The sequence below is a fragment of the Asinibacterium sp. OR53 genome (genome assembly GCF_000515315.1).
GTDB lineage: Bacteria > Bacteroidota > Bacteroidia > Chitinophagales > Chitinophagaceae > Sediminibacterium.
This window is the reverse complement of sequence record NZ_KI911562.1, coordinates 1,977,944-2,000,641: the sequence shown is the minus strand read 5'-3', so window position 1 is coordinate 2,000,641 and position 22,698 is coordinate 1,977,944. Positions and strand designations below refer to the sequence as shown.

At 41.6% G+C, this 22,698-nt stretch carries 18 protein-coding genes and 2 tRNA genes; 7 read left to right on the top strand and 13 right to left on the bottom strand.

Features of this window, described 5'->3' with window-relative positions:
• Window positions 1–121: 121 nt before the first annotated feature.
• The 3 genes from uxuA to SEDOR53_RS0108880 all read right to left on the bottom strand — a co-directional run bounded on the left by uxuA (window position 122) and on the right by SEDOR53_RS0108880 (window position 3,202).
• A complete protein-coding gene (gene uxuA / locus SEDOR53_RS0108890; RefSeq protein ID WP_084220401.1) occupies window positions 122–1,312 on the bottom strand; it encodes a mannonate dehydratase in 1,191 nt (396 codons plus the stop codon).
• A 48-nt stretch (window positions 1,313–1,360) separates the two neighbouring features.
• A complete protein-coding gene (locus tag SEDOR53_RS0108885) occupies window positions 1,361–2,176 on the bottom strand; it encodes an SDR family oxidoreductase (RefSeq protein ID WP_026769412.1) in 816 nt (271 codons plus the stop codon).
• Window positions 2,177–2,281: 105 nt separating this feature from the next.
• Entirely contained in the window at window positions 2,282–3,202 is a 921-nt protein-coding gene (locus SEDOR53_RS0108880; protein WP_026769411.1) for an alpha/beta hydrolase, read from the bottom strand.
• Window positions 3,203–3,363: 161 nt separating this feature from the next.
• Here SEDOR53_RS0108880 and SEDOR53_RS17535 point away from each other — a divergent pair, with 161 nt between their 5' ends.
• The 3 genes from SEDOR53_RS17535 (at window position 3,364) to SEDOR53_RS0108865 (ending at window position 5,652) form a co-directional block, all read left to right on the top strand.
• The gene (locus SEDOR53_RS17535) at window positions 3,364–3,990 is read left to right on the top strand and encodes a Crp/Fnr family transcriptional regulator (RefSeq protein ID WP_051416566.1); all 627 of its coding nucleotides are present in this window, start codon (window positions 3,364–3,366) and stop codon (window positions 3,988–3,990) included.
• 172 nt (window positions 3,991–4,162) lie between these two features.
• Window positions 4,163–5,428, top strand: coding sequence for an SMP-30/gluconolactonase/LRE family protein (locus SEDOR53_RS0108870; RefSeq protein ID WP_026769410.1), 1,266 nt, complete (start codon window positions 4,163–4,165; stop codon window positions 5,426–5,428).
• Between the two features lie 150 nt (window positions 5,429–5,578).
• Window positions 5,579–5,652 (top strand) — tRNA-Ala (locus tag SEDOR53_RS0108865).
• Between the two features lie 178 nt (window positions 5,653–5,830).
• Here SEDOR53_RS0108865 and SEDOR53_RS0108860 read toward each other — a convergent pair.
• The 3 genes from SEDOR53_RS0108860 to SEDOR53_RS17530 form a co-directional block, all read right to left on the bottom strand.
• Window positions 5,831–6,790: a hypothetical protein gene (locus SEDOR53_RS0108860; RefSeq protein WP_157576747.1), complete on the bottom strand. Its 960-nt coding sequence runs from the start codon at window positions 6,788–6,790 to the stop codon at window positions 5,831–5,833.
• Between the two features lie 288 nt (window positions 6,791–7,078).
• Window positions 7,079–7,285, bottom strand: coding sequence for a hypothetical protein (locus SEDOR53_RS0108855; RefSeq protein ID WP_026769408.1), 207 nt, complete (start codon window positions 7,283–7,285; stop codon window positions 7,079–7,081).
• A 445-nt stretch (window positions 7,286–7,730) separates the two neighbouring features.
• Window positions 7,731–8,561 (bottom strand): VapE domain-containing protein, encoded by an 831-nt coding sequence (locus SEDOR53_RS17530; RefSeq protein WP_084220400.1) that lies wholly within the window; start codon window positions 8,559–8,561, stop codon window positions 7,731–7,733.
• A gap of 78 nt (window positions 8,562–8,639) precedes the next feature.
• Between SEDOR53_RS17530 and SEDOR53_RS0108840 the strand changes: the two genes are divergently transcribed.
• Window positions 8,640–9,760, top strand: a protein-coding gene (locus SEDOR53_RS0108840) for an IS3 family transposase (RefSeq protein WP_369751278.1) whose coding sequence is annotated in 2 segments (ribosomal slippage) — window positions 8,640–8,901 and window positions 8,901–9,760 — 1,122 coding nt in all. Because the reading frame shifts where the segments join, the coding sequence is not laid out codon by codon here.
• Window positions 9,761–9,811: 51 nt separating this feature from the next.
• Here SEDOR53_RS0108840 and drt3b read toward each other — a convergent pair.
• The 3 genes from drt3b to SEDOR53_RS0108825 all read right to left on the bottom strand — a co-directional run bounded on the left by drt3b (window position 9,812) and on the right by SEDOR53_RS0108825 (window position 14,653).
• On the bottom strand, window positions 9,812–11,968 hold the full coding sequence (gene drt3b / locus SEDOR53_RS0108835; RefSeq protein WP_026769407.1) for an antiviral reverse transcriptase Drt3b: 2,157 nt from the start codon (window positions 11,966–11,968) through the stop codon (window positions 9,812–9,814).
• 8 nt (window positions 11,969–11,976) lie between these two features.
• Window positions 11,977–13,323 (bottom strand): antiviral reverse transcriptase Drt3a, encoded by a 1,347-nt coding sequence (gene drt3a / locus SEDOR53_RS0108830; protein ID WP_026769406.1) that lies wholly within the window; start codon window positions 13,321–13,323, stop codon window positions 11,977–11,979.
• A gap of 112 nt (window positions 13,324–13,435) precedes the next feature.
• On the bottom strand, window positions 13,436–14,653 hold the full coding sequence (locus SEDOR53_RS0108825; RefSeq protein ID WP_037360882.1) for a site-specific integrase: 1,218 nt from the start codon (window positions 14,651–14,653) through the stop codon (window positions 13,436–13,438).
• Between the two features lie 108 nt (window positions 14,654–14,761).
• Here SEDOR53_RS0108825 and SEDOR53_RS19075 point away from each other — a divergent pair.
• A tRNA-OTHER gene (locus SEDOR53_RS19075) sits at window positions 14,762–14,845 on the top strand.
• 352 nt (window positions 14,846–15,197) lie between these two features.
• Here SEDOR53_RS19075 and SEDOR53_RS0108820 read toward each other — a convergent pair.
• From SEDOR53_RS0108820 to tgt, 3 genes are all read right to left on the bottom strand, one after another.
• Window positions 15,198–16,520 carry a citrate (Si)-synthase, eukaryotic gene (locus tag SEDOR53_RS0108820; protein ID WP_026769404.1) on the bottom strand — a complete coding sequence of 441 codons (1,323 nt, stop codon included), beginning with the start codon at window positions 16,518–16,520 and terminating at the stop codon, window positions 15,198–15,200.
• Between the two features lie 134 nt (window positions 16,521–16,654).
• Window positions 16,655–17,746: an LptF/LptG family permease gene (locus tag SEDOR53_RS0108815; protein ID WP_026769403.1), complete on the bottom strand. Its 1,092-nt coding sequence runs from the start codon at window positions 17,744–17,746 to the stop codon at window positions 16,655–16,657.
• Between the two features lie 39 nt (window positions 17,747–17,785).
• Window positions 17,786–18,928 carry a tRNA guanosine(34) transglycosylase Tgt gene (gene tgt, locus SEDOR53_RS0108810; RefSeq protein WP_051416564.1) on the bottom strand — a complete coding sequence of 381 codons (1,143 nt, stop codon included), beginning with the start codon at window positions 18,926–18,928 and terminating at the stop codon, window positions 17,786–17,788.
• A 38-nt stretch (window positions 18,929–18,966) separates the two neighbouring features.
• On the opposite strand from tgt, the gene SEDOR53_RS0108805 reads away from it, so the two are divergent.
• Together SEDOR53_RS0108805 and rsmG are read left to right on the top strand one after the other, a co-directional pair.
• A complete protein-coding gene (locus tag SEDOR53_RS0108805; RefSeq protein WP_037360879.1) occupies window positions 18,967–20,091 on the top strand; it encodes a glycosyltransferase in 1,125 nt (374 codons plus the stop codon).
• Entirely contained in the window at window positions 20,061–20,705 is a 645-nt protein-coding gene (gene rsmG / locus SEDOR53_RS0108800; protein WP_232214747.1) for a 16S rRNA (guanine(527)-N(7))-methyltransferase RsmG, read from the top strand. The genes SEDOR53_RS0108805 and rsmG overlap by 31 nt, the downstream gene beginning before the upstream one ends.
• Before the next feature lie 113 nt (window positions 20,706–20,818).
• Here rsmG and SEDOR53_RS0108795 read toward each other — a convergent pair whose 3' ends face one another.
• Window positions 20,819–22,687: a M1 family metallopeptidase gene (locus tag SEDOR53_RS0108795; RefSeq protein WP_026769399.1), complete on the bottom strand. Its 1,869-nt coding sequence runs from the start codon at window positions 22,685–22,687 to the stop codon at window positions 20,819–20,821.
• Window positions 22,688–22,698 lie beyond the last annotated feature (11 nt).

Below are 22,698 nucleotides of genomic sequence, written 5' to 3'. Positions count from 1 at the left end.
AAGTAAGCTTTTTTAAATCGCGGCCCTGCCTGATTTGTTTACATAGTAGTAAACTATTTTAACCTCATTTTAAGGTGTATTTTGAAATAATTGGCATACGGAGTTTAATTTTTTGCCAGTGTTATTGTAATCCCCTGCTGATGCCCATTTCCAGGCCTCTCAATTCCGCCATACCGCGCAAACGGCCGATGGCTGAATAACCGGGATTGGTTTTTTTCTTAAGATCATCCAGCATCTGGTGTCCATGATCGGAACGCATATAGATGGCCTTGTTTCTGCGGCGCATGATGTGTACAATCTCTTTTACCACACCGTACATGTCTACATCGCCTTCGAGGTGATTGTCTTCATAAAAATCGCCCAGCCCGTTTCGCTTGGTAGCACGGAGGTGCACAAAGTTGATCTTGTTGCCGAATTGTTTGAGCATGGCTACCAGGTCATTGTCTGCCCGCACACCAAAAGAACCCGTACAGAAACAAAGTCCGTTGTGGTCCGATGGAATGGCATCGAACAATGCCTGTACATCACTGGCAGAAGTAACCACGCGGGGCAAGCCTAGTATCGCAAAAGGCGGGTCATCGGGGTGAATGACCATGTAAACGCCTGCTTCTTCGGCAACTGGTATCACTTGTTGTAAGAAATAAATAAGGTTGGAACGCAATTTCGCAGCGTCAATATTACTGTATGTATCTAATGCCTGTTGGAACTGTGCCAGTGTAAAGCTTTCTTCGCTACCGGGCAGTCCTGCAATGATATTTTTTTGCAGCAGCTTTTGTTCTTCATCGGTCATGTTATCGAAACGCTGCTTGCCTCTTTGCAGTTCTTCGGGCGTATAATCTTTTTCTGCACCTGCACGTTTCAGCATGAATACATCAAAAGCAATGAATGCTGCTTTCTCAAAGCGCAGCGCTTTTGATCCGTCTTCTACTGTATAACTGAGATCGGTGCGGGTCCAGTCGAGCACCGGCATAAAATTATACGTAAGCACCCTGATATTACAAGCCGCGAGGTTGCGTATGCATTGCTTGTAATTTTCTATATAAGTATTGAAGTCTCCTGATTGTGTTTTGATGTCTTCATGAACCGGCACGCTTTCTACCACATCCCAGCTTAATCCGGCTGCTGCAATTTCTTCCTGTCTTTTTTGAATTTCAGCGATGGTCCATATTCCGCCATTGGGAATATGATGCAACGCTGTTACCACACCCGTGCAGCCCGCCTGTCGTATATCAGAAAGACTTACCGGATCGTTGGGGCCAAACCATCGCATGGTATGCACCATTTTCGGAAGTCCATTTTTATGCTCAGTCATTTTTATTATGCAGTTTTAGATATGTATTGAAGGGTTATTCAGCGGTATTTATACGCCGCCGAAAATAGAGAAGCCACCATCCACGCAGATCATGGCGCCTGTTACAAATTTCGATGCATCACTCAGCAGCCATACCAGGGCGCCTTTTAATTCATCGGCATGTCCGAATCTTTTGAATGGTGTTTGTTTGATCACCAGTCCACCTCTTTCTGTATAGCCGCCATCGGGTGTAGTGAGCAGGTTGCGGTTTTGTTCTGTCAGGAAAAAGCCGGGAGCCAATGCATTCATTCTTATTTTATCGCCATAACGATTCGCCAGTTCAACGGCAAACCATTGTGTATAGCAATCTACCGCAGCCTTACCCATGTTGTAACCCAACACTTTGGTGATGGCGCGTTTGGAATTCATGGAAGAGATATTAACGATGCTCCCCTGTCCGTTTTGTGCAATAGCTTCCCCGAATACCTGTGTAGGGATCAGTGTTCCCCAGAGGTTCAGGTCCATCACCTGCTTCATGCCATTCATGCTCATCTTGAAAATATCTTCGTTGGGTTGTAATACACCTGCGGGCATATTACCGCCGGCGGCATTCACCAGGCCATCTATTTTTCCGAATGTAGATAACACTTTATCCCTCGCTGCTGCCAGTTGATCTTCTTTCAAAGCATCTGCTACCAATGCCAGCGCTTTACCGCCTGCTGCGTTGATGGCATTCGCCCTTTCGTTTGCAACGGCTTCATTCCTCCCCAGGATACCTACTGCGCCACCTGCTTCTACAATGGCATTTACAAATGCGTTTCCTAAAATACCGGTGCCGCCGGTAACCACTACCACTTTGCCTTTCAGCGAAAAATCGTTCTCCATAATAATATATTCAAAATGATTTATGTATACAAGTTTAAAGGCCGCACAACCTACACCAGTTCACCGTAAAAAGATTGGCAGATTACTAAGTTATTTTGATGTGGCTCATTTCACCCACCGGTGTTGTTGCATCCAGGCATGCAGTTGGTCCATCCATTGCACGGTGCTGGTCCGGTTATGCATACCGAATCCATGTCCGCCTTTCTCATAAAAATAAGTGGTGGCTTCCACGCCATTCTTTTTGAGCGCTTCTGCAAATACCAGGCTGTTACCCGGCGGAACGGCTTTGTCATCATTCGCATGTACCAGGAAGGCGGGCGGTGTTTGCGGGGTTACCTGTAATTCGTTACTGAAGAATTTATCTTGTTCTGCTGTTAGCTTTGCACCCAACAAGTTTTTTCTGCTGCCTGCATGCATCAGTTCTTTGGAGAAGCTGATCACAGGATAACCCAACACCATGAAATCGGGTCGCAGGCTTGTTTTGTGCGGGTTATCGATATAGGCTTGTTTGAAATGTGTGCCGGCCGTAGAAGCCAGATGGCCGCCGGCGCTGAAGCCTGCGATGCCTATCCTGTTTGATTGGATATGCCACTGTTTCCGGTTCTCCCTCACGAACTGGATAGCCCTCTGTGCATCCTGCAGCGGGCCTATGGTTTTATCCACCATGATGGAATCATCGGGCAGCCTGTATTTCAACACAAAGGCAGTAACGCCCCACTCGTTGAATTGTTTAGCTACATCAATTCCTTCGTGGCTGAATGCCAGTATGCTGTAAGCGCCGCCCGGACAAATGATCACCGCCGTACCGTTGGCCTTACCGGCAGGTGGTGTAAACACAGTAAGCGTAGGCACTGTTACATGGCTGATGCGTAGTATACCATCTTTACCCAGTTCGCTTTTTTCTTCCATGGTGACCTGCTTTGCATTCGGTACAGCATCTTTATACAAAGGGATCACTTGTTGCGCTTTGGCTTGGTGAATTGACATACAGGAAATAACGGCAATGAAAAAGGTTATTTTGTTCATAGAGGTATGAAATTGCCATGAAGATAAGCACTACCCGGGAATGTAAAATGTACTACCCTGTTGCCCACTCAGTTGTTCTAAGATTAATGTATATTTAATTCCGATTGCATTCTTTGATGCCCAGTTGCGCAGTAATAATCGCAGAGGCTGAAAATGAACTCATGGAAACACAAAGTATCTTGTTAACCTTCAGAGAGAAAATGAAAGACTTCCTCACTTTGAATGAGGAAGAGTGGTTGGTTTTTGCAGATTATATTTCGATCAGGGAACTCACAAAAAATGAATGCTTTGCCCGAGCCGGTAAGGTTTGCCGCGAATTGGGTTTTATTATTCAGGGAGGCTTACGCTATTGCAGCCAGGTGGAAGGAAAAGAAATCACGGGATATTTTTGTTTTGAAAACAGCTTTGTTACAGCTTTAAAAAGCTACCATACAGGGGAACCTTGCCTTTATGATATCAGAGCCCTCGACAAAACCATTTTGGTTACCCTCACTAAAAAAAACATGGAAGCCCTGTATGCACATCCCCTCTTATGTGATAAGATTGAAAGGTTTGGCAGGTTGGTAGCGGAAAACTTCAACCTTCTTTTTGAAGACAGGTTAAAGGCGTTCGTGATAAAAACTCCGGAAGAACGATACCTCGATTTGCTGGAGTCTGGAAAAGATATCATAAACCGGATCCCGGTACAATACATTGCACAGTTTATTGGCATAACACCCGTTTCCCTTTCCCGTATCAGAAAACGTATCCTCGATGCAACCCAGAATGCAGTGAAAAAAGCTTCCTGAAGACATAATTTCCTCACGCTATCATTTCTTATCTTTTGTAAAGAGCCTGGCATTTCTCTCCTGTTAATTTTACACCTGTAAATCAGTTGGCCTGCCATTGTATGAATCTACGTGGTGAGGTCAGTTTTAGTAAATCACAACACGAACAATCGATTTTCAGGAGAACCTTATTATGAATAGTATCATCACCCTCTTTCAGTTTGTCTTAATAATAATCACGCTGCTGCTGGCAGTATTATCCAGTTTCCGGATAGCGATTTTTTCTGCATGGACTTCTTTATTCGCACGGTCACGCGTTGGAAGAATCTTGCAGATATTACTTCTCTGGGTTGCCTTTTTGGTGGCTCTGCTTGGGATTGCTATTCCCTTTTTCGCTTTCTTTAGCGCCTGCCTGGCTTTTCTTTCATCAATTCCGCTGGCGCTTCGGGCTAATCATGTAAAAGGTTTTGGGGGATGGTCTTTGCCGGTTGTTTTAGCCACTGTTTCAGTTTTTGTTGCAGCAGGTCAGCCGCTGGGTCTGAAAGTGCTGGCCCTGCCTAAAGCAGATAGCCTGCCCTTCCGTCCGGTTGCTTATCGCGTGGTGAAGACATACGAGGAAGGATTTGGTTTTGAAGGGATCGCAGCAAGTAATAATGGAAACCTATACTTATCTGGTAACCAGGATCTTGACTTTACAAGGAGTGATTACTATCACAGTGCAAAGGGAAAACTGATTGAGCGAAAACCGGATGGCACTGAGAAAATCCTTTTTCAAACACCCCTTGGATTTACAGCTGGCGTACCTGTTATCGCCGAAGATGGTTCTGTTTACCTGACCAGTCACGGCGATACTTCATGTATCTGGCATATTGATACAAGCGGTAAGGCAAATAAACTTGCACAGTTACCTAAAGGTGCCTGGCCCAATGGTATAGATATCGGACCGGATCATATGCTGTATTCCCCCGACAGTCATTTGGGTGTTATCTGGCGCATCAACCCAGCTACAGGAAGCGTAGAAGAAGCGCTGCGTGATCAGGCATTATTAGCCCGTCAATTTATTGCACTGGCACCCGGAGCCAACGGCCTGCATTTTAAGGGGCGGGATATGATTGTGACAGTTTCAGACAGAACAACTATTCTTGTCTATTCAATGGATGAGCAGGGAAGTTTCGGTCCGGCAAAATTGTTAGCCAAAGGAATTCCCAGCGACGATTTCGCCATCAGACAGGACGGATCTTTATTCATTACAACTCATCCCTATAACACAATTGTACATATTTCCCCTAGTGGAGAACGAATCATTATCGGCAAAGAACAACAGCACATATTGGGTCCAACCGATGCAGTTTTTGGAAGGTCCCCTTCAGATCAGAATACATTGTACATAGTAACCGATGGAGGAGCTTTCACCCGAGGCGCTAAATCACGCGGAGAACTCATTGCGATGGAGCCATGAACCGTCAGGGCTTTTTTAGTGGATCATTCCGGCTGCTTCGATCGCTGAGAAATGACAATAAATTTTTCTGACCCATTTCTATCCCAATTTTAAAATGTGAAGGCCTTTTTTGGGTTCAATTACAGAATATAATACATTTGCCGCCACACTGGGGGATTAGCTCAGTTGGCTAGAGCGCTTGCATGGCATGCAAGAGGCCACCGGTTCGAATCCGGTATTCTCCACTCAATAATGACAAGGGTTTCATTGAAAAATGAAACCCTTGTGTTTTTTCTGGTTTAAACATGGTTTAAACATTTTTTCAGTAGCTAAACACCATCTTAAAGGGAGGAATACGGGAGTTTATTAAAGGATACGCTGACCATTTCGAAATTATAAAAGGGAAAGCCGATTGTAGCCTATTTAATTTAAAATTCGAACTCGATAGTTATAGACTCCCTTATCTGTTTTGAATCCTAATGTAAACTCTTCATTATTAAAGAATAATACTCTGAACTTTTGGTTGCTTTCTTTATCGATTTTTGCAGTCATATAAATTAATCCGCTTTCTTCGGCAATACTCGTTAATTCTACATTCCGGCTGACCGATTTAGAATCAAGGGTAGTGTTGAAATTTAATGGGTCAAGGAGGTTATAGGTGTTTTTAAACTCCAAATATTCTATCGCACTAAATAGCCGCCTAGTTCCAATGGCCTGTTTGAATTCATCTAATGAGGGCAAATCACTTGAATAGCAGATGCCAGATATAGTTGTAACGGTTGGTTGGGGCTCTTTTACTACTTGACCGTTATACGTTTCCGCAGGTATGTTGTCAGTAGTTGTGAATTGGGTCGTATAGATTATATTAGCACCTTCCATTGCGGCTTGCATTTTCATTTTACGAACAGCTCTTTCTTTTACTTTTTCAATAGAAGAAAAGGTCGTAGTTCCTTTTGCTTTTGCGCTGGCTTCACCTAGTTTGTACAAACCTTTTACTTCATCAGCTACGGCTGTTAAGGTTACATTTTCATAATCTTTGCCAGACTGAACATTTTTATATGATGTGGAATTTGAAAATTTTTGTACTCTTCCAGATTTGAAAACTATTTTTCTAACAACATTTTTGCTTAGATTATTTATCAAATCTTCATTTGGGTAAGTAAATTTTATGCTATTCTCACCTATTTCTTTTACACTTCCAATTACTCTTCCTGTTGATGTGTAGATTGTGTCATTTTGACTAATCGCTGCTAGAGGTACAAATGCTAGGATAAGCATCGATTTTGCAATACCTTTTTCCTTTGATCTTTGGAATGTTTGCATAAGACTTTGAAGGGGCAGCATAACTTGTGATAAGCTTGCTAGTACTTTGGCCGGTTTCATAAAATGATAGATATTAATTGCCTTAGTCCCTTGAGGCATGTATTAAATAAATCAGCGTGGGACATATAGCCAAACTGTGAGAAAGGTACTGGTATACCCACAACCCAGAATGACAAAAGCCCACGCCTTAACGTGAGCGTTCTTGCCTTCATTCTGTAGTTGTGAAAAAATTACCAGTTTTATCTCAACAGAAATCAGCTAAACGCTAATATTTTCAATGGTAAATATATAAATTATAAGACACAATGCTATTTAAATGATAAAATGGTAATGTGTCAGTTTGAACAATCAGCTAAATTTAACTAACTCAAAAAGGCCAATTTCTATCATTTTTTTTATTACTTCATAAGGGCTTTTCCTAACTGTAAATGTCGTTGGTACTCCGATTACGGTTATAACGCACATATTTCCATTTTCATGCAAAGCGCTAATATCTTCGGCGGCTATAAAACAGGCTCGATTGTTTGCATCTGTCAACTCTAAATAGTGTTTCATTTTTAATTTTTTTGGTGAGAAATCATCAGTTACCCCACAATATCATCAATTTTCATGTCAATTTCTACTAACTGCACTCATTGGCAACGCCCTATTTAAGCTTTTATGTAGACAGACAAAATTGTAATGAAAATAGTGTGATTGGAGATCGCCATGAAGCATAAGATAAAACCACTCAAAAGTGTTTTTATCTTGTGTGCAGCTGAAAGGTGTTAATGATATCCGAAACTTTACGAAGTAAAAAAAATTGCCAATGGCAATTTACGTTTTTTTGCCCTCTTTTCCTAAAAAAAGAAAATCATTAACTCGAATTACTCTCTACTCGAATCCCAATAAGATAATAAGAGTAATTCGAGTAATTAACACCATAAGGCTAACTACTCGAACGAAAATAGAAGACAGAATGTATATTCCAGTGTTTCGAGTAATCGAGTAATTGTCTTTTTTAAGTTTTTGCAATTACAAAATAACCTTTTACTGAATGCTTCTTTTCAGCAGTGTAGTTGCTTATTTTTTCAAATCCCAAAATCTTCATTGCTTTTCCAATTTTTCTGTCATTTAGTTTTATAGCAGGATGTCTAAGGGCTAGAAAATCCAAAATATCAGTTGCGGTCTTAAATTCTCCTTCATTTCTTGAAGCTGATTGGAAGTATTTATCAATTAATTCAATCTCCGAACTACTGATTAGATGTTTACTATTAGCTTTTTCATTCTCTTTGAGTTCCTCTGCGGTTAGTTGATATTGAAAGCCACTTTTGTAAAGCGTATAAGCTTGTCGCCAAATGTCGTTTATGTTAATATCTTTCATATAGGCGAAATTGATTATTCCGGCAACCTCAAAGCATTGCCATCGTACATTCCCTGTTTCGTCTACTAAAAATTCATCATTATTTGTTGAACCTATAAAATTTGCTCTACGTGGTTGTGTGGTACTTCTTTTAGCGTAGGGTAGGCGTACACTTATTTTGTCTTTGCTAATAAAGCTTTTTAGCGCATTAATCTCGACTTTTGATAAGGTTGCCAATTCATCAAGATTGATTAGAAAATTTGATGATAATGCAATTAGCCCGTCTTTGTCTTGTGATACATATTCTGTAAAATAATCATTCAGCTCAGTTGGACAAAGCCATCTGCAAAAAGTAGATTTTCCGGTATTCTGCCCCTCCCCAACAAGTACAAAAACCTGTTTATTAAATACAGTAGGTTCTAAAGCGCATGCAACACAGCGAACTAAATATTTTTTGAATTGGATTTTAAATCTTTTTTTATCGGTGATGTAAGCTTCCCCTGAATGTTACCCATGTGAGGTTAGAGTTAACGACCAAAAGCTTGTTAACTTTAAACTTTGAAACACATGAAAAAAGGAAGATTTACCGAAGCGCAGATTGTATCTGCAATGAAGAAACAGGAATCAGGAATTGCTGTTAAAGAGATTGCCCGAGAGATGGGTATCAGCGAAGCAACGTTTTACAATTGGAAGGCTAAGTATGGAGGCATGGAAGTGAGTGATGTTGTAAAAATGAAGCAGATGGAAGCTGAGATCAGTGAGTACAAGAAGATCGTGGCGGAGTTAAGCCTGGAGAACCGGGCAATGAAGAACCTGATCGCAAAAAAGTTTTAACGCCTGAAGCGAAACGGGAAACTGTTCATCATCTGATGGAAGAAGAGCAGTTAAGTAACCGTAAGGCGTGCGAACTGGCAGGTATATCCCGCAACACCTACCGGTATCAACCAAAACCTAAGGATGACAGTGAAGTTCAGGATGCACTGACGGTTTTAACAACCAAACATGTTGCCATTGGATTTTGGCAGTGTTGCTATCGTCTTTGGAATAAAGGGCATGAATGGAATCATAAACGGATCTATCGGGTATACACAGATATGAAGCTGAATATCCGTCGCAGAGGCAAGAAACGGCTCCCAGAGCGGATAAAGCAACCCTTAAACGTTCCAACAGCACCTAACCAGGTATGGAGCATTGATTTTATGACCGACACGCTCGTAGATGGCAGAAGGTTCCGATTGTTCAATGTGATGGATGATTTTAACCGTGAATCGCTGGCGATAGAGGTTGACACCTCACTTCCGGCACTCAGGGTGATCAGGGTACTGGAAAGACTGATTGTTCAGCGAGGCAAGCCTGCCAATATCCGTTGCGACAATGGCCCAGAGTTTATCAGCCACAAACTGGAAGAGTGGTGCAATGATGAGCAAAGACAGATTACGATACAATTTATTCAACCGGGGAAACCCACACAAAATGCATACATAGAAAGGAAGAATGGAAGCATCAGAAGAGAAGTATTGAATGCTTACCTGTTTTATCGTTTGTCAGAAGTGAGAGAACAGACCGAAGAGTGGAGGATCGACTATAACACTGAACGACCACACAAATCGTTAGGTTATCTCTCACCGATCAGGTATGCGCAAATGATGGAAGAACGAAAAAACCTTATCTTAGAAAACTCTAACTAAGCGTGGGTAAAAATAAAGGGGAGCCGACAGGTGCAGTTTCAATTTCTTTTATCAACTATAAACTTCCTGACTTCGTTTTGCTTCAAGTTCGTGACCAAATTTAAAGTCAGTCCACTTTGTAAACCAAAACTTTTCTTTTTCGATTATACCAATGTGCTTCGTTGAATCTACCCCAGATAAAGATAGCAATTTCTTCTTGTATCGGTATTTAATCTCCTTGTCAGTTTTCGTTTGGTCGTCGAGATATGGACAAGTCAACATATCCATAAGCAGAAAGACCAGTTCGGCCTTCTTTCTAATATTGTCCCTTCCCTCAACTTTAAACAATGATGTAACATGTTTCATTAATGCATATCGCAAATGTTTGTATCGATCAGCATCCTTAATGTAAAAAAACAGAACGGTGATTGAAAAGTAATTTAGAGGGCGTATTTCAAACTTCTTTTCGTCTGCATTATTTATCTCAATGTTAAAATATTTACACAGTGCCCTTATATCTAATCTATATTCTCTACCCAGTTCTCTTAATGCAACTAATAGGTAAAGAGTTTCAACTTGAATATGTTCGGAAGATTTGTTTTTATTCAACACCTGACTTACTTCATCTGAAATCTTTTTGAAAACTTTGTGTTTGTTGTCAAAGGAAAATGTATCAGATTTGTCTTTATTGTTCCGGTTAATAAATGATGTGATCCTATCGATTATCACACATAACTTAATAGTTGAGTTTACCCTAGGCGAAGCCGAATATAGAAAAAAAGCCACATCAAGGATTTGTAGAAATGCTTCTGTATATGTCTTTTCCTTTTTGATATTTTTTTCTGATTCATCGTAAGTGGAAATTAGTTTCTCAACCTTCTTGTCAATTGATGCCAAAACATAATTGAGTATGTCTTTATACTCGACCTTTGTTTCTTTAATAATAGTCTTAAATCTCGTAATTAATTTATTGGAGCTAACATAAATTTTGTATTTAGCTTCTTTACTTTCTTCAATATCATTGTCAATTGAAGATTCTTCTTCCACCATCTTGTCAACTTCTACAGTTTTGTCTTGCTCATTTACTTTAAAGGTTAAATCTTTATTCAACAGATCGCTAATTTTTTGCTTGGCAATACTTAACTCTGTTATTATTGGCTTGTCATACAATTTTGATTTTGAATCATTCAGATGCAATTTGTACTTTCTCAATTCCAGTTTAAAAAGTGAGTGTATAGATTCCTTGGTGGTCTCCTCATTATAAAAAACAAAGTAGTCATCCACATAACGAAATACTTCATAATCCTTTTTGTGAACTTTCCCTTCCTTTCTCAATTCTTTATAAACAGCATCATCTATTTGTTGCAAAATCAATTCTGCAAATATTCTTGAGAACTCTGAACCAATTATTATTCCATTGGTCTCACCGTAATTAAGGTTTTGCATTAACTTATCAAACAAACCTGCGAATGTAGAGTGCACATCTGGGAAAGTGTCCTTCACAATTTCTTTGTTGAGCAAAGCCCAAGCAATAGAATGGGTGTAGATACTGTCAAAGCATTTAGAAATATCAAACTTGAAAAGCTTGTTATATTTTTTCTCGCATTGATGATATTGATAAGATTCATAAAATCTATGAATGTTACTGTATTCCTTTATGTGAAAATAATGTTTGAGGTTCTTATAACTTGTTTTGGAAAAGGCGTCATTTTTTTCATCAATCTCTCTTCCAAATTCTTTTTTTAACTTTTTTGGTTTTTGATAAATGTATTTTGCAACTTTGTTGGGTTTTCTAATTGAAAATCGACTGATGTTTGAATAGTATAAAATCGTATCCCTATATTTTTCATAAAAATCAATTATATCTAATTGATTTTTTGGATGAATAATTGTAAGGTCTCTGAAATCACTCTCCTTGTGAGAAATTTTAAAACTGAATGGGATTTTCTTCAAGTCAGTTATATCACTAATCTTAATTTCATTATTCAGAATTACTTTTTCTTCTTTAAAACCCAATAGAAGTTTTAGAATCTCTTCAATGAATAAATCCTCCTTTGGCCAAACAATTTTTTTACAGCCGTCAGGACTTACTGCTACTTTGATTTTATTTTTAACAAGAAAATTATAGAAATGTCTGTTTGAATAAGTTATTGGAATTTCAAATGGTAAAACGTCAGAAAGAATAACCCGTTCCTTTGAGTAATTAATTGGTATTTTTTTGCGTTTCATATTATGCTTTAGAAAGTTTTTAATATTTCGCTCAGTGTAACGCTCTTAGTTTTAGAATTAAAGTTCACATACTTTTTTTTCTCAAAGCCCTCTTTAAAGCTAAATGATTTCAATCTCCTTCGTAAATCTACATTGGTGATTTTAGCATCAATTTCGTCAGCCAAAAACTTATCCAATTCAATTAAATCGTCTAATGGTTGAGAGAGGAGACTATTAGTATAATAAACTCCAACTAAAACATTTGATTTATTATTCTCCAAACGGGTATTGCCTGTAAGGAAATTTAAACTGTGAATCAATTTTTTTCTTGCACCTCTTGAATCATATTTGCTTTGAGTATTGAATTCATCAACAACATTAGTAATCCTGCTTTTGTACTTATTCATCTTATTGTTGGTCAATTTAATTTGAACAAGCTTTAAGTTATTGAATTGAAATTTGTAGCCTAAAAAATCAAATTCTATAGCTGCATTACTTTTTACAAGGTCAAGTTCGGTAGTCTTCAATGAATTCATTTTTAAACCGGTGCCAGTTTCTATGATATCCTTAACCTGGGCTATGTAAGTGGGTGTTTTTTGTTTTGTTGTAGGGGTGAAAATAATAATTATGTCATCAACATATCTTGCATAGTAAGTAACATCTTTGAGCGAAGAAATTTCTCTGTCAATGTCTCTCATATACAACTCCGCTAAATAGGCGCTAATACCGATTCCTCTTGGAATGCCTATTTTATCCGATGCTCCGGATACTACAAGAAAATCTTTAAGAATTTTCCATATAAGTTTCTTACTTAAAAAACTTAATATAGGATTGTCGTTAATTTTTGCAGTTAGTTTGTCATGCGGAATAGATTCATAAAAACTTTTTACATCTGTCCTTAAAACTATTTTAGGAAAGTTGTCTGTTAGCAATGAATTAATTTGATTAACAATAGCAAATCTGTTCGCTTGCTTTACATTGAAGGACTTCCTCACATTGTATTGTAGTTGTTTAATAGCGAAATAATTTTCCGCAGTTGCCGAGGTGATGTAAACTGGCTTATCATCAGTCTCAACTCTTGTAATTGTAATCTTAAATTGTGGATCTAAAAGTTCTTCGCTAACCTCATTCAAATACTTTTCAATGAGGGCTTGTTTAAGATTTATTTTGGTGAGTTTTTCCTCATTAAGTTTTGCAAGAACCTCTTCATCTGTAACTCCGAAACGAAGTTGTGTCCGAATTTGTTTATTTATTTCTGCTATTGCTTGGGTCGCCTCAAATATTGAAAGGAAGAATTCCTTTTCAAGATTTCTTCCTTTTCTATTTTCGTAGGATAGTATTTTCTTAAAGTTGTCAACCGAGAATGATTGGTCCATTAGCAGTAGTTCTTTTTTGTTTTTTTCCTTATCAAGAAAAAAGCAACGTATACAAATTTGTTTTCTTGGCGTTAACTCTGCTATTCTTCTTTATAGTCAACGTTAACTCTTTTCACAGAATAGATTTGCTCGCCTCATCTAAAATAGTGTTTTCAAAACTATCCAAATAAATTTTCGTCGTTTTTTCACTATCGTGCCCCATTGCCTCACTTATTACTGATGTAGAAATACCGCTTCTTTTCAGATTCGTTGCGAAAGAATGCCTTGCCACATAAGTAGTTAGCTTTTCCTTGATGCCTGTTTTATCGGCAATTGTTTTGAGGTCGTGGTTTACTATCCGAAGCATCTTAACAAGCCTGTTTCTTACACTTTGCTGAGTTTCGTATGAATGGCTCAAAATGGGAAAAATAAAGCTGTTTTCATCCTCGTACTGGTATTTTTTATAATACTCCAAAATCTTGATGGCTGGCGGTAACAAAGCAATTGTAAAATCCTCTTTTGTTTTGCGTCTTGAATATACAAGCCTGCCGTTCTTAATATTTTCCCATTTCAGGAAAGCCATATCAATAAAGTTGATTCCCCGGTTATAGTAGCTGAAAAGGAAATAGTTTTTGGCATTTAATAGACCCTGATCATCCTTTATTTTGAGGGTTTCGATTTTCCTAATCTGCTCTTTGGTAATTGCTCTCTTCCGCGTCTTAATCCGTCTGAACTTGGTGAAATTAATATCCTTGAAAGGATCAAAGTCGGTTTTGACAATCCCATCTTTTCGGGCATAGTTAATAAGTGTTTTAAAAGTTCTTAGGAAGACAAAAACAGAATTGGGTGTTACGCCTCTCTCGTAAAAGGCATCTTCATATTTTGTAAGAAAGCTAGTAGTGATGTCTGAAAAATGTAAATCCCTGTCGTTCCTGAAAGTTTTTAGGCTGTTTTTGGTGGATTTGAAAATACTGGCATAGCCAAGCCGGTTTGTAACGGTCAAGCGTTTTATAACTTCATCGAAATACTGGAATACCGTTTTTTTATTGACTACGGAAGTTTTCAGTTTGGATTTTATTTCCTCAGCAGAAACATCTTTTTCATCGTTGTGCAGTTCAAGCAATAGCTTATTGGCTGCCAGTTTCTTTTTATCAATGGCAATAAGCATTTCCTTATAAAGGGGATGTTTCTTTTTTGGCAGGTTATTTTCGTTATCCCAAAGTTCTTTAGAGCAACTCATGTGCAGGGATAAGTATTTAGACTTCCTGTCTTTAATAACCCTGAGCATAATGGGGTGCTCGCCGTTATTTAGGGTTTTTGACGTGTATAAAACCGCTTTTATCGAGGCCATCGGGATAGGCTTGGTTTAAACATGGTTTAAACAAATCTAATAAAAAAGCATAAATATGAGAAAGAAAGGGTAAGATAGAATTTTAATATGCTGTTGATTATCAATTAAAAAGAATACAAATCAAAAAATCAATAATCAGTAATTATTTGCATGGCATGCAAGAGGCCACCGGTTCGAATCCGGTATTCTCCACATTACTTATCAGGCACTTACGTATTCTCGTAAGTGCTTTTTTGTTTCCAGTATACTCCACCCTGGGCTATGAACAACTAAATGCCCTTATCTCCGGAACCTATAACTAAGAGTCCTAGTTAAGTGGGCAGCAAATACTTGAAATACGTGTTCGATTAAAATCAGTCAAGCCTCTCTCTTCATTTTTAAGGCTTCAGGATAAGGAAGCTTTTTTATTATACATACAATAACAAAAAGAGCCCCTAAGAGGGCTCTTTAAAAACTTAACCTGCAAACTTAATTAGCACAAAGCTAAACAGCGGCATCGCAGGGATTCACTACAAAGGTAGAAGATGTAGTAGATACGAAAAATTTACTCCCATACCTCTGCCTTTCCTTCAAGCCAAAGCTTCACCGATTGTGTAGTAACAGATTTAGGTCTTTCAAGCGGCAATCCGAGGGCGCGATCCCAGCAGAGACTGGCCAGTACGCCCAATGCACGGCTTACGGCAAACAATACGGTATAGAATTCGTATTCTACCAATCCATAATGCACCAGTAAAGCACCGCTGTGCGCATCTACGTTAGGCCAGGGATTCTTGATCTTACCCAGCGACTGCAGGATGGGTGGCACGGTATCGTAAATTTTCCAAACTGTATTTACCAGTTTATCATCGGGCATGTGCTTTTTACCAAATTCCATCTGTGCAGTGAACCGAGGATCGGTCTTGCGCAATACGGCATGTCCATAACCGGGCACTACTTTACCGGAAGCCAGTGTCTTGCGTACGTACTCTTCTATTTGTTCTTTAGAAGGCGTATCGGTACCTAACTCTTCCTGCATTTCAAAAATCCACTTAATCACTTCCTGGTTGGCCAGTCCGTGCAAGGGGCCCGCCAGTCCGTTCATACCTGCGGCATAACTCAGAAAAGGATCACTCAGCGCAGAACCCACCAGGTGTGTAGTATGTGCTGATACGTTTCCGCCCTCATGATCGGCGTGGATGGTCATATACAAGCGCATCAGTTCTTTGAAGCTTTCATCTTCAAAGCCCATCATGTGGGCCAGGTTACCGGCCCAGTCGAGCAATCCGTTCGGCTGTATATGATCGTTGTTCTTGTATTTCCTGCGATAGATATAAGCGGCGATACGCGGCAGCCTGGCAATCAGGTCCATCGCATCGTCGTAGATAGGGTTCCAGTAATCTTTTTTATTGATGCCTTTGGCGTATTCCTTGGCAAAATTGCTTTCTGTTTGCAAGGCCATCACACCCGTAACGAACATGGTCATGGGATGCGTATTGATAGGCAATGCATCGATGATATCGAATACGTGATTGGGCACATGGCTGCGGCGTTGCCATACACTGGTGATCTCCGCTGCATCTTCTTCCTTGGGTAATTCACCCATCAACATCAGGTAAAACAATCCTTCGGGTAAGGGCTCTCCGCCTTCGGGTGCTTTGGGCAATTTTTGTTGCAGTTCAGGAATGGAATACCCGCGAAAACGGATGCCTTCCTGTGCATCGAGTAAACTGGTTTCTGTAACCAGTCCGGTCATGCCCCTCATTCCCTGGTAAATCTGTGCAAGTGTTACTTCGCCAATTTTCTTGCTGCCGTGTTCTTTTAATAACTCTTTGATTTCTGTGTTAGCCGCGTCCGCTGTTACCTTGAACCGCTCTTTGATCGTCCCCATGACACTTTTTTTATGAAACGCAACAGATGATATACAATCTGTTCCTGATGTTAAAAAATGGATGGCTAAAGGTAACGCAACTTGCTGTTGGTAACAAATGAATTAGGACGAATCGCTCTAAATAAAGGTAATTTCTACTTGGGAGCCCGCTTATAAAGTCGCATAATCACAAAAACGAATATAATATTGGGTATCCAGGCCGCCAGCAAGGGAGGCAGGCTGCCCTTAGTAGAAAAGATAGTAGAAAAGCGGTCGGTGATGATGAACAGAGCGGCCGTTACAAAGCCCACCGCCAGGTGTACCCCGCTTCCTCCCCTCACTTTACGACCACCCACAATCGCACCAATCAGGGTCAGGAGCAATACTGTTACACAGGTGGCATCACGGCGATAGCGTTCCACTTTGAGGTCGTTGAGTCCCTCCGAACCGCGTAACTCTTCCAGCTTTATAAACCGGTCGAGGTCGGGTGTGGTCAGTTTATCTTTCGTGTATTTATCCCTGCTGAGATCGTAGGGCTTGAAATTGAATTGCATGCTTTGGCTGAAATTCATGCTCATCTGTTCTTTCAATGGCTCTACTTTACGGTCTACCAGGTACTCCAATTTCCATTTTTTAGTAGCCGTATCCCAGGTAATACCATCGGCCCGCATATTCTCTATTACCTTCCCATTCTTCACCTTATAAGCAAAAAATGGCCCGCCTCTTTTACCCAGCGTATCATACGAATAAATGCCCGCATAGGTAAACGAATCTATGCGCAGGTAAATATTGCTGCTGGTGCTGAGCAAAGCGTTGTAGGAAGAATTGTTATCTACATACCTGGCTTCAAAAGTTCCCCTGATCTGGTTGGCGCGGGGCACTACATATTGATTGGCAAACCATAACAATACAGCCAGTATAGTACCTCCTATCCAATAAGGCCGCAGCCACCGGTTATAGCTGGTGCCGCTGGCCAGTATGGCAATGATCTCGCTTTTACCCGCCATTTTGGAAGTGAAAAAAATCACTGCAAGAAATACAAACAAAGGAAATAACAGCGCAATGATATGTGGCACAAAGCCATAATAATAATCGGTGATGATGCGCCCGGCGCTGAGGTGCGACCTGTTGAAGTCTTCCGTCTTCTCGCTGATATCCACTACCACGGAGATGATGGTGAAGAGAAAGATGGCGAAGAAAAAAGTGGTAAGGAATTTCTTCAGTATGTACCAATCGAGTTTCTTCATTTATACAAATATACTGTTCTGCCCGGCAGCATCGCCGAACTATAACCGCTGTTTAACAATCTGCACCATTTCATTTTTCCATGAAACAAAATCTCCTTCCAGGATATGCCTGCGGGCTTCGCCCACCAGCCAGAGGTAGAACGACAGGTTCTGCAGGCTGGCCAGTTGCAAGCCCAACAGTTCTTCCGATACGAACAGGTGTCGCAGGTAAGCTTTCGTATAATACTGACTCATTTCATTGGGAAGGCCGGGGTCAATAGGACTGAAATCGGTGGCCCATTTTTTATTCCGGATGTTCACAACGCCCTGCGTAGTAAACAGCATGCCATTGCGACCGTTGCGGGTAGGCATCACACAATCGAAAAGATCGATTCCCCGGTGAATGCACTCCAGTATGTTCCAGGGTGTGCCTACGCCCATGAGATAACGTGGTTTGTTGAAGGGCAGGCGGCTGGCACAGCTTTCGGTGAATTCATACATCATGTCTTCGGGTTCACCCACACTGAGTCCGCCTATGGCATTGCCCACCGCCTCTTTCGAAGCGATATAATCGCAGGAAGCATCACGGAGGTCTTTGTAAGTGCTACCCTGTACAATGGGGAACAGGTTCTGCGTATAGCCATATTTATCGGGTGTTTCGGCCAGTCGCTGTATGCACCTGTCGAGCCAGCGATGCGTGAGTTCCATGCTTTTTTTCGCATAGGGGTATTCGCTGGGATAAGGCGGACATTCATCAAAAGCCATCATGATATCGGCGCCGATGGACCGTTGTATATCCATCACCGATTCGGGTGAAAAAAGATGTCGGCTGCCATCGATATGCGACTGGAACCATACGCCTTCTTCTTTGATCTTACGGTTACCGGCCAGTGAAAACACCTGGTAGCCGCCGCTATCGGTGAGGATGGGCCGGTCCCACCCGTTGAAACGATGCAACCCGCCCGCTGCTTCCAGCACGCCGGTGCCGGGCCGCAGGTATAAATGATAGGTATTGCCTAAGATGATCTGCGCCTGCACATCGTCTTTCAACTGTTGTTTGGTAACGGCTTTCACGCTTCCTACCGTTCCCACCGGCATGAAAATGGGCGTAATGATTTCCCCATGATCGGTACGGATCTTACCTGCCCTCGCTTCGGAGCCCGCTATTCCTGATGCCTGCAATTCAAAGGTCAACGCTGCCATAGGTGGCAAAAATAAGTTGAAAGCTTTATTTTTGCCGCATGACTATACCGCCGCTGACCTGGGACATTGCCTTTTACCTGTTCTGTGCAGTGATCGCCATCCAGGTCTTTTACTATCTTTTCTTTTTCCGTAGACTTGCTTTTTATACCGCGCCCCAACGTTCCCTCAGCATTGAACATCCTGTGTCCGTTGTAGTTTGCGCGCGTGATGAAGCACATAACCTGGTAAAGACATTGCCGGGCATACTGGTACAGGATTATAAGACGAGCTTTGAAGTAGTGCTGGTGAACGATAATTCAACCGATGATACCAAATACCTGGTAGATGAGTTCATGAAATCGTTCAAGAATATCAATTATATACCCCTCACCCAGGAAGCCAAAATGATCAGCGGCAAGAAATTCCCTTTATCCATGGGTATCCGCAGCGCCAAATACGAGATTGTGTTGCTTACCGATGCCGACTGTGTACCGGCCAGCGAATTCTGGATACAACAATTGCAGGACAGCTACGATGAGCAGGTGGAGATCGTACTGGGTTATGGAGCATATCATAAAAAACCGGGCCTGCTGAACAAACTGATCCGTTTCGAGACCTTCCATACCGCACTGCAATACCTTTCGTATGCTTTGGCAGGCAAGCCCTATATGGGTGTGGGGCGTAACCTCAGCTATAAGAAAGATGTATTCTTACGAAATAAAGGCTTCTCTTCCATCAACCAGATACCCAGTGGCGATGATGATCTCTTTATCAACCAGGTAGCCAATGCAACCAATACGGCGATATGCATTGACCCGGCATCGCATACATTAAGTGAGCCCAAGACCACCTGGAACGACTGGATGTCGCAGAAATACCGTCATTATACTACCAGCAAATATTACAAAGGGGCACATAAAAGGTGGCTGGGATTGTACTCCCTGACCTTGTTTTTCATCTATCCTTTACTGGCCATTACCCTTCTTTCTCCTTATTGGTGGATGGCATTGGCGGTATACGGAATCCGTTTCATTGTTCAGGCCATCGTGTTGTACAAGGGCATGAAAAAACTGAATGAAGCCGATCTCTGGCCATGGTTTCTCTTCATGGATATCTGGATGTTCTTCTATTATATGTTTACTTTACCTGCTATATGGAAAGCACCCCGCAAAAACTGGAACTGATCTTACAATACTTCGATGATTTCAGTGAAGTACAGTTGAAACAACTGGCTGCGATCGAAGAATTGTATAAAGAATGGAACGCCAGGATCAATGTGATATCACGGAAGGACATCGATAGCATTTACCTGCACCATGTATTGCATTCGCTGAGCATTGCCGCTATTGCCAACTGGCAGCCTGGCACCCATGTGATCGATATTGGTTGTGGCGGCGGTTTTCCCGGCGTACCGCTGGCGATCTTTTTCCCCGAAGTAAAATTCCATTTGGTAGACAGCATTGCCAAGAAATTAAAAGTGGTGGATGCTGTTGCTGAAGCCACAGGCATTCAAAACATCACCACACAACATACGCGTGCCGAAGAGATCAAAAACAGGAAATTCGATTTTGCTGTTTCGCGTGCGGTAGCGCCTTTGAAAGACCTCTGGCAATGGAGTGCACCGCTGTTGAAAAAAGGCGGCAACCAGGAAATTGCCAACGGCCTTATCTGTCTCAAAGGCGGTGATCTCGCACAGGAAATCTCCGAGAGCCGTTTACGCCCGCGCATGATGCCGGTGGACAAGATTTTCCCGGAAGCTTATTTTGAAGATAAGTACATACTACATGTAGCGAAATAATCCCTCCATCGTCATCCCGAGTTTATCTTATTCGTCATCCCGAGCGCAGCCGAGGGATCTCACTGATCGTTCAGCAGATCCCTCGACTCGCTTCGCTCGCTCGGAATGACGTCTTAGTCAGGTATTACCAGCTTATTATTGTTCCTGTTCACATCAGCCATCCGTTGTGAGGGGTCTATCTCTATTGATTTCAGGTTTTGTATACTTCCCTTGATGGTAAGCGCATACTCCGGATGTGTCCAACGCCATTCAGTATCTGTGATTACCGGCATGCGGCTCTCTGGTAATTTACTGCCTAACATCAGATCAAGCGGAATGGTATGTGCTTCCTGGGTCCCGTCTTTATATGTGATAAGTACATCTACCGGCATGGGCATCTTCCCTAATCGGTGCAGTGTTACCTGTGTTTTGCCATCCACTATATTGATATCGCCTACTGCATAATCGATGGTCTTGGTGGTATAGATCCAGTATTCCTTGTACCAGTTGAGTTCAATGCCACTTACCTGTTCGGCAACACGCATGAAATCATTGGGGTTCGGATGTTTGAAATGCCATTCTTTATAGTAAGCCAGTAATATTTTATCACGCACACTATCGCCTACTATATATCCCAGTTGTGAAAGAAATACAGCCCCCTTGCTATACGCAGCCGCAGCGTATGCATAATTGGTATTGTAATGATCGGCATGGGTAGAAGCCGGCTCTTCATATCCGCTTTTAGCCAGGTTGAAATAGCTTTTATAGGCCGCTTCATACCAGAACCCTTCTTTGTTGCGCAATGTGGATAATACTCGCATGCTGGAATAATCGGTAAAGCCTTCATCCATCCAGGGATACAACGATTCATTCGTTCCCATCATCATCTGGTACCAACTGTGCATCCATTCGTGCAAAGCCGTACCTACGCTCGCGCTTTTGATAAGTGTGGCCATGGGATATTCCATACCGCCATCACCACCCTGGATAAATGTATAGGTCTTATAAGGATAGGCACCGAAAGTTTTGCCCATGATGGGATAAGCCAATGCAGCCGTATCGGCCATCTTTTGCCAGCGATCTTCCAGCGAGTCCACGGCTTTGTATACTACCCTGATGAGCGGACCATTCACCGGTTTGCGTGTGATCATTTTGTATTGCGGATCTGCCGCCCACACAAAATCATGCACATTATTGGCCTGCCAGTTCCAGGTAACCATACTGCCGGTTGCTGCAACAGGTCTAACACCGCTTGCTTCATAACCTCTTCCTATTTCATTTGCGTTGAGCAAATCACCGCCGGCGGCAACAAAATAATTTTTATCGATGGTGATACGCACATCATAATCGCCCCACACACCATAAAATTCGCGCGCGATATACGGATTGGGGTTCCATCCCTGATAATCGTATTCCACCATCTTCGGATACCACTGGCTCATGCTGTACCGGATGCCTTCTTTGTTATCGCGGCCCGAACGGCGTACCTGTAATGGCACCTGTGCTTCAAAGCTCAGTTCCATTTCTGTTTTACTGCCAGGCAATATGGGTTTATTCAAATTCACTTCCAGGATGGTCTCGTGTTCTTTGGTTGTTTGCACAACACCATTCACCTTGATAGCAGTTACTTTCTGGTAACCGATCTCATCGGGCTTGAGTTTGCTGATGCGGTCTTTTACACGCTGGTCCCAGTCGCGCCCGTCGAAATCTTTTTTAGGTTCTGTAAGTATCGTTTTACCTAGTTCGCGGCTACGCACATCCATGCTGCTGTTGGGCTGAAACGCATTCCAATAAAGATGAAAGAAAACACGTGTGAGCGTATCAGGTGAATTGTTCCAGTAGTCGATCTTTTCATGACCGGTGAACCGGTTGGTTTCCACATTCATCTGCACGCTGATATTATACTTGATGCGTTGCTGCCAGCGGTTGGGCTGGGCAATAGATGCGCTTAACTGACATACCATGAACAGCAATAATGCCGCACGAAGTAATTTCCTTTCCATAATCGGTTGAT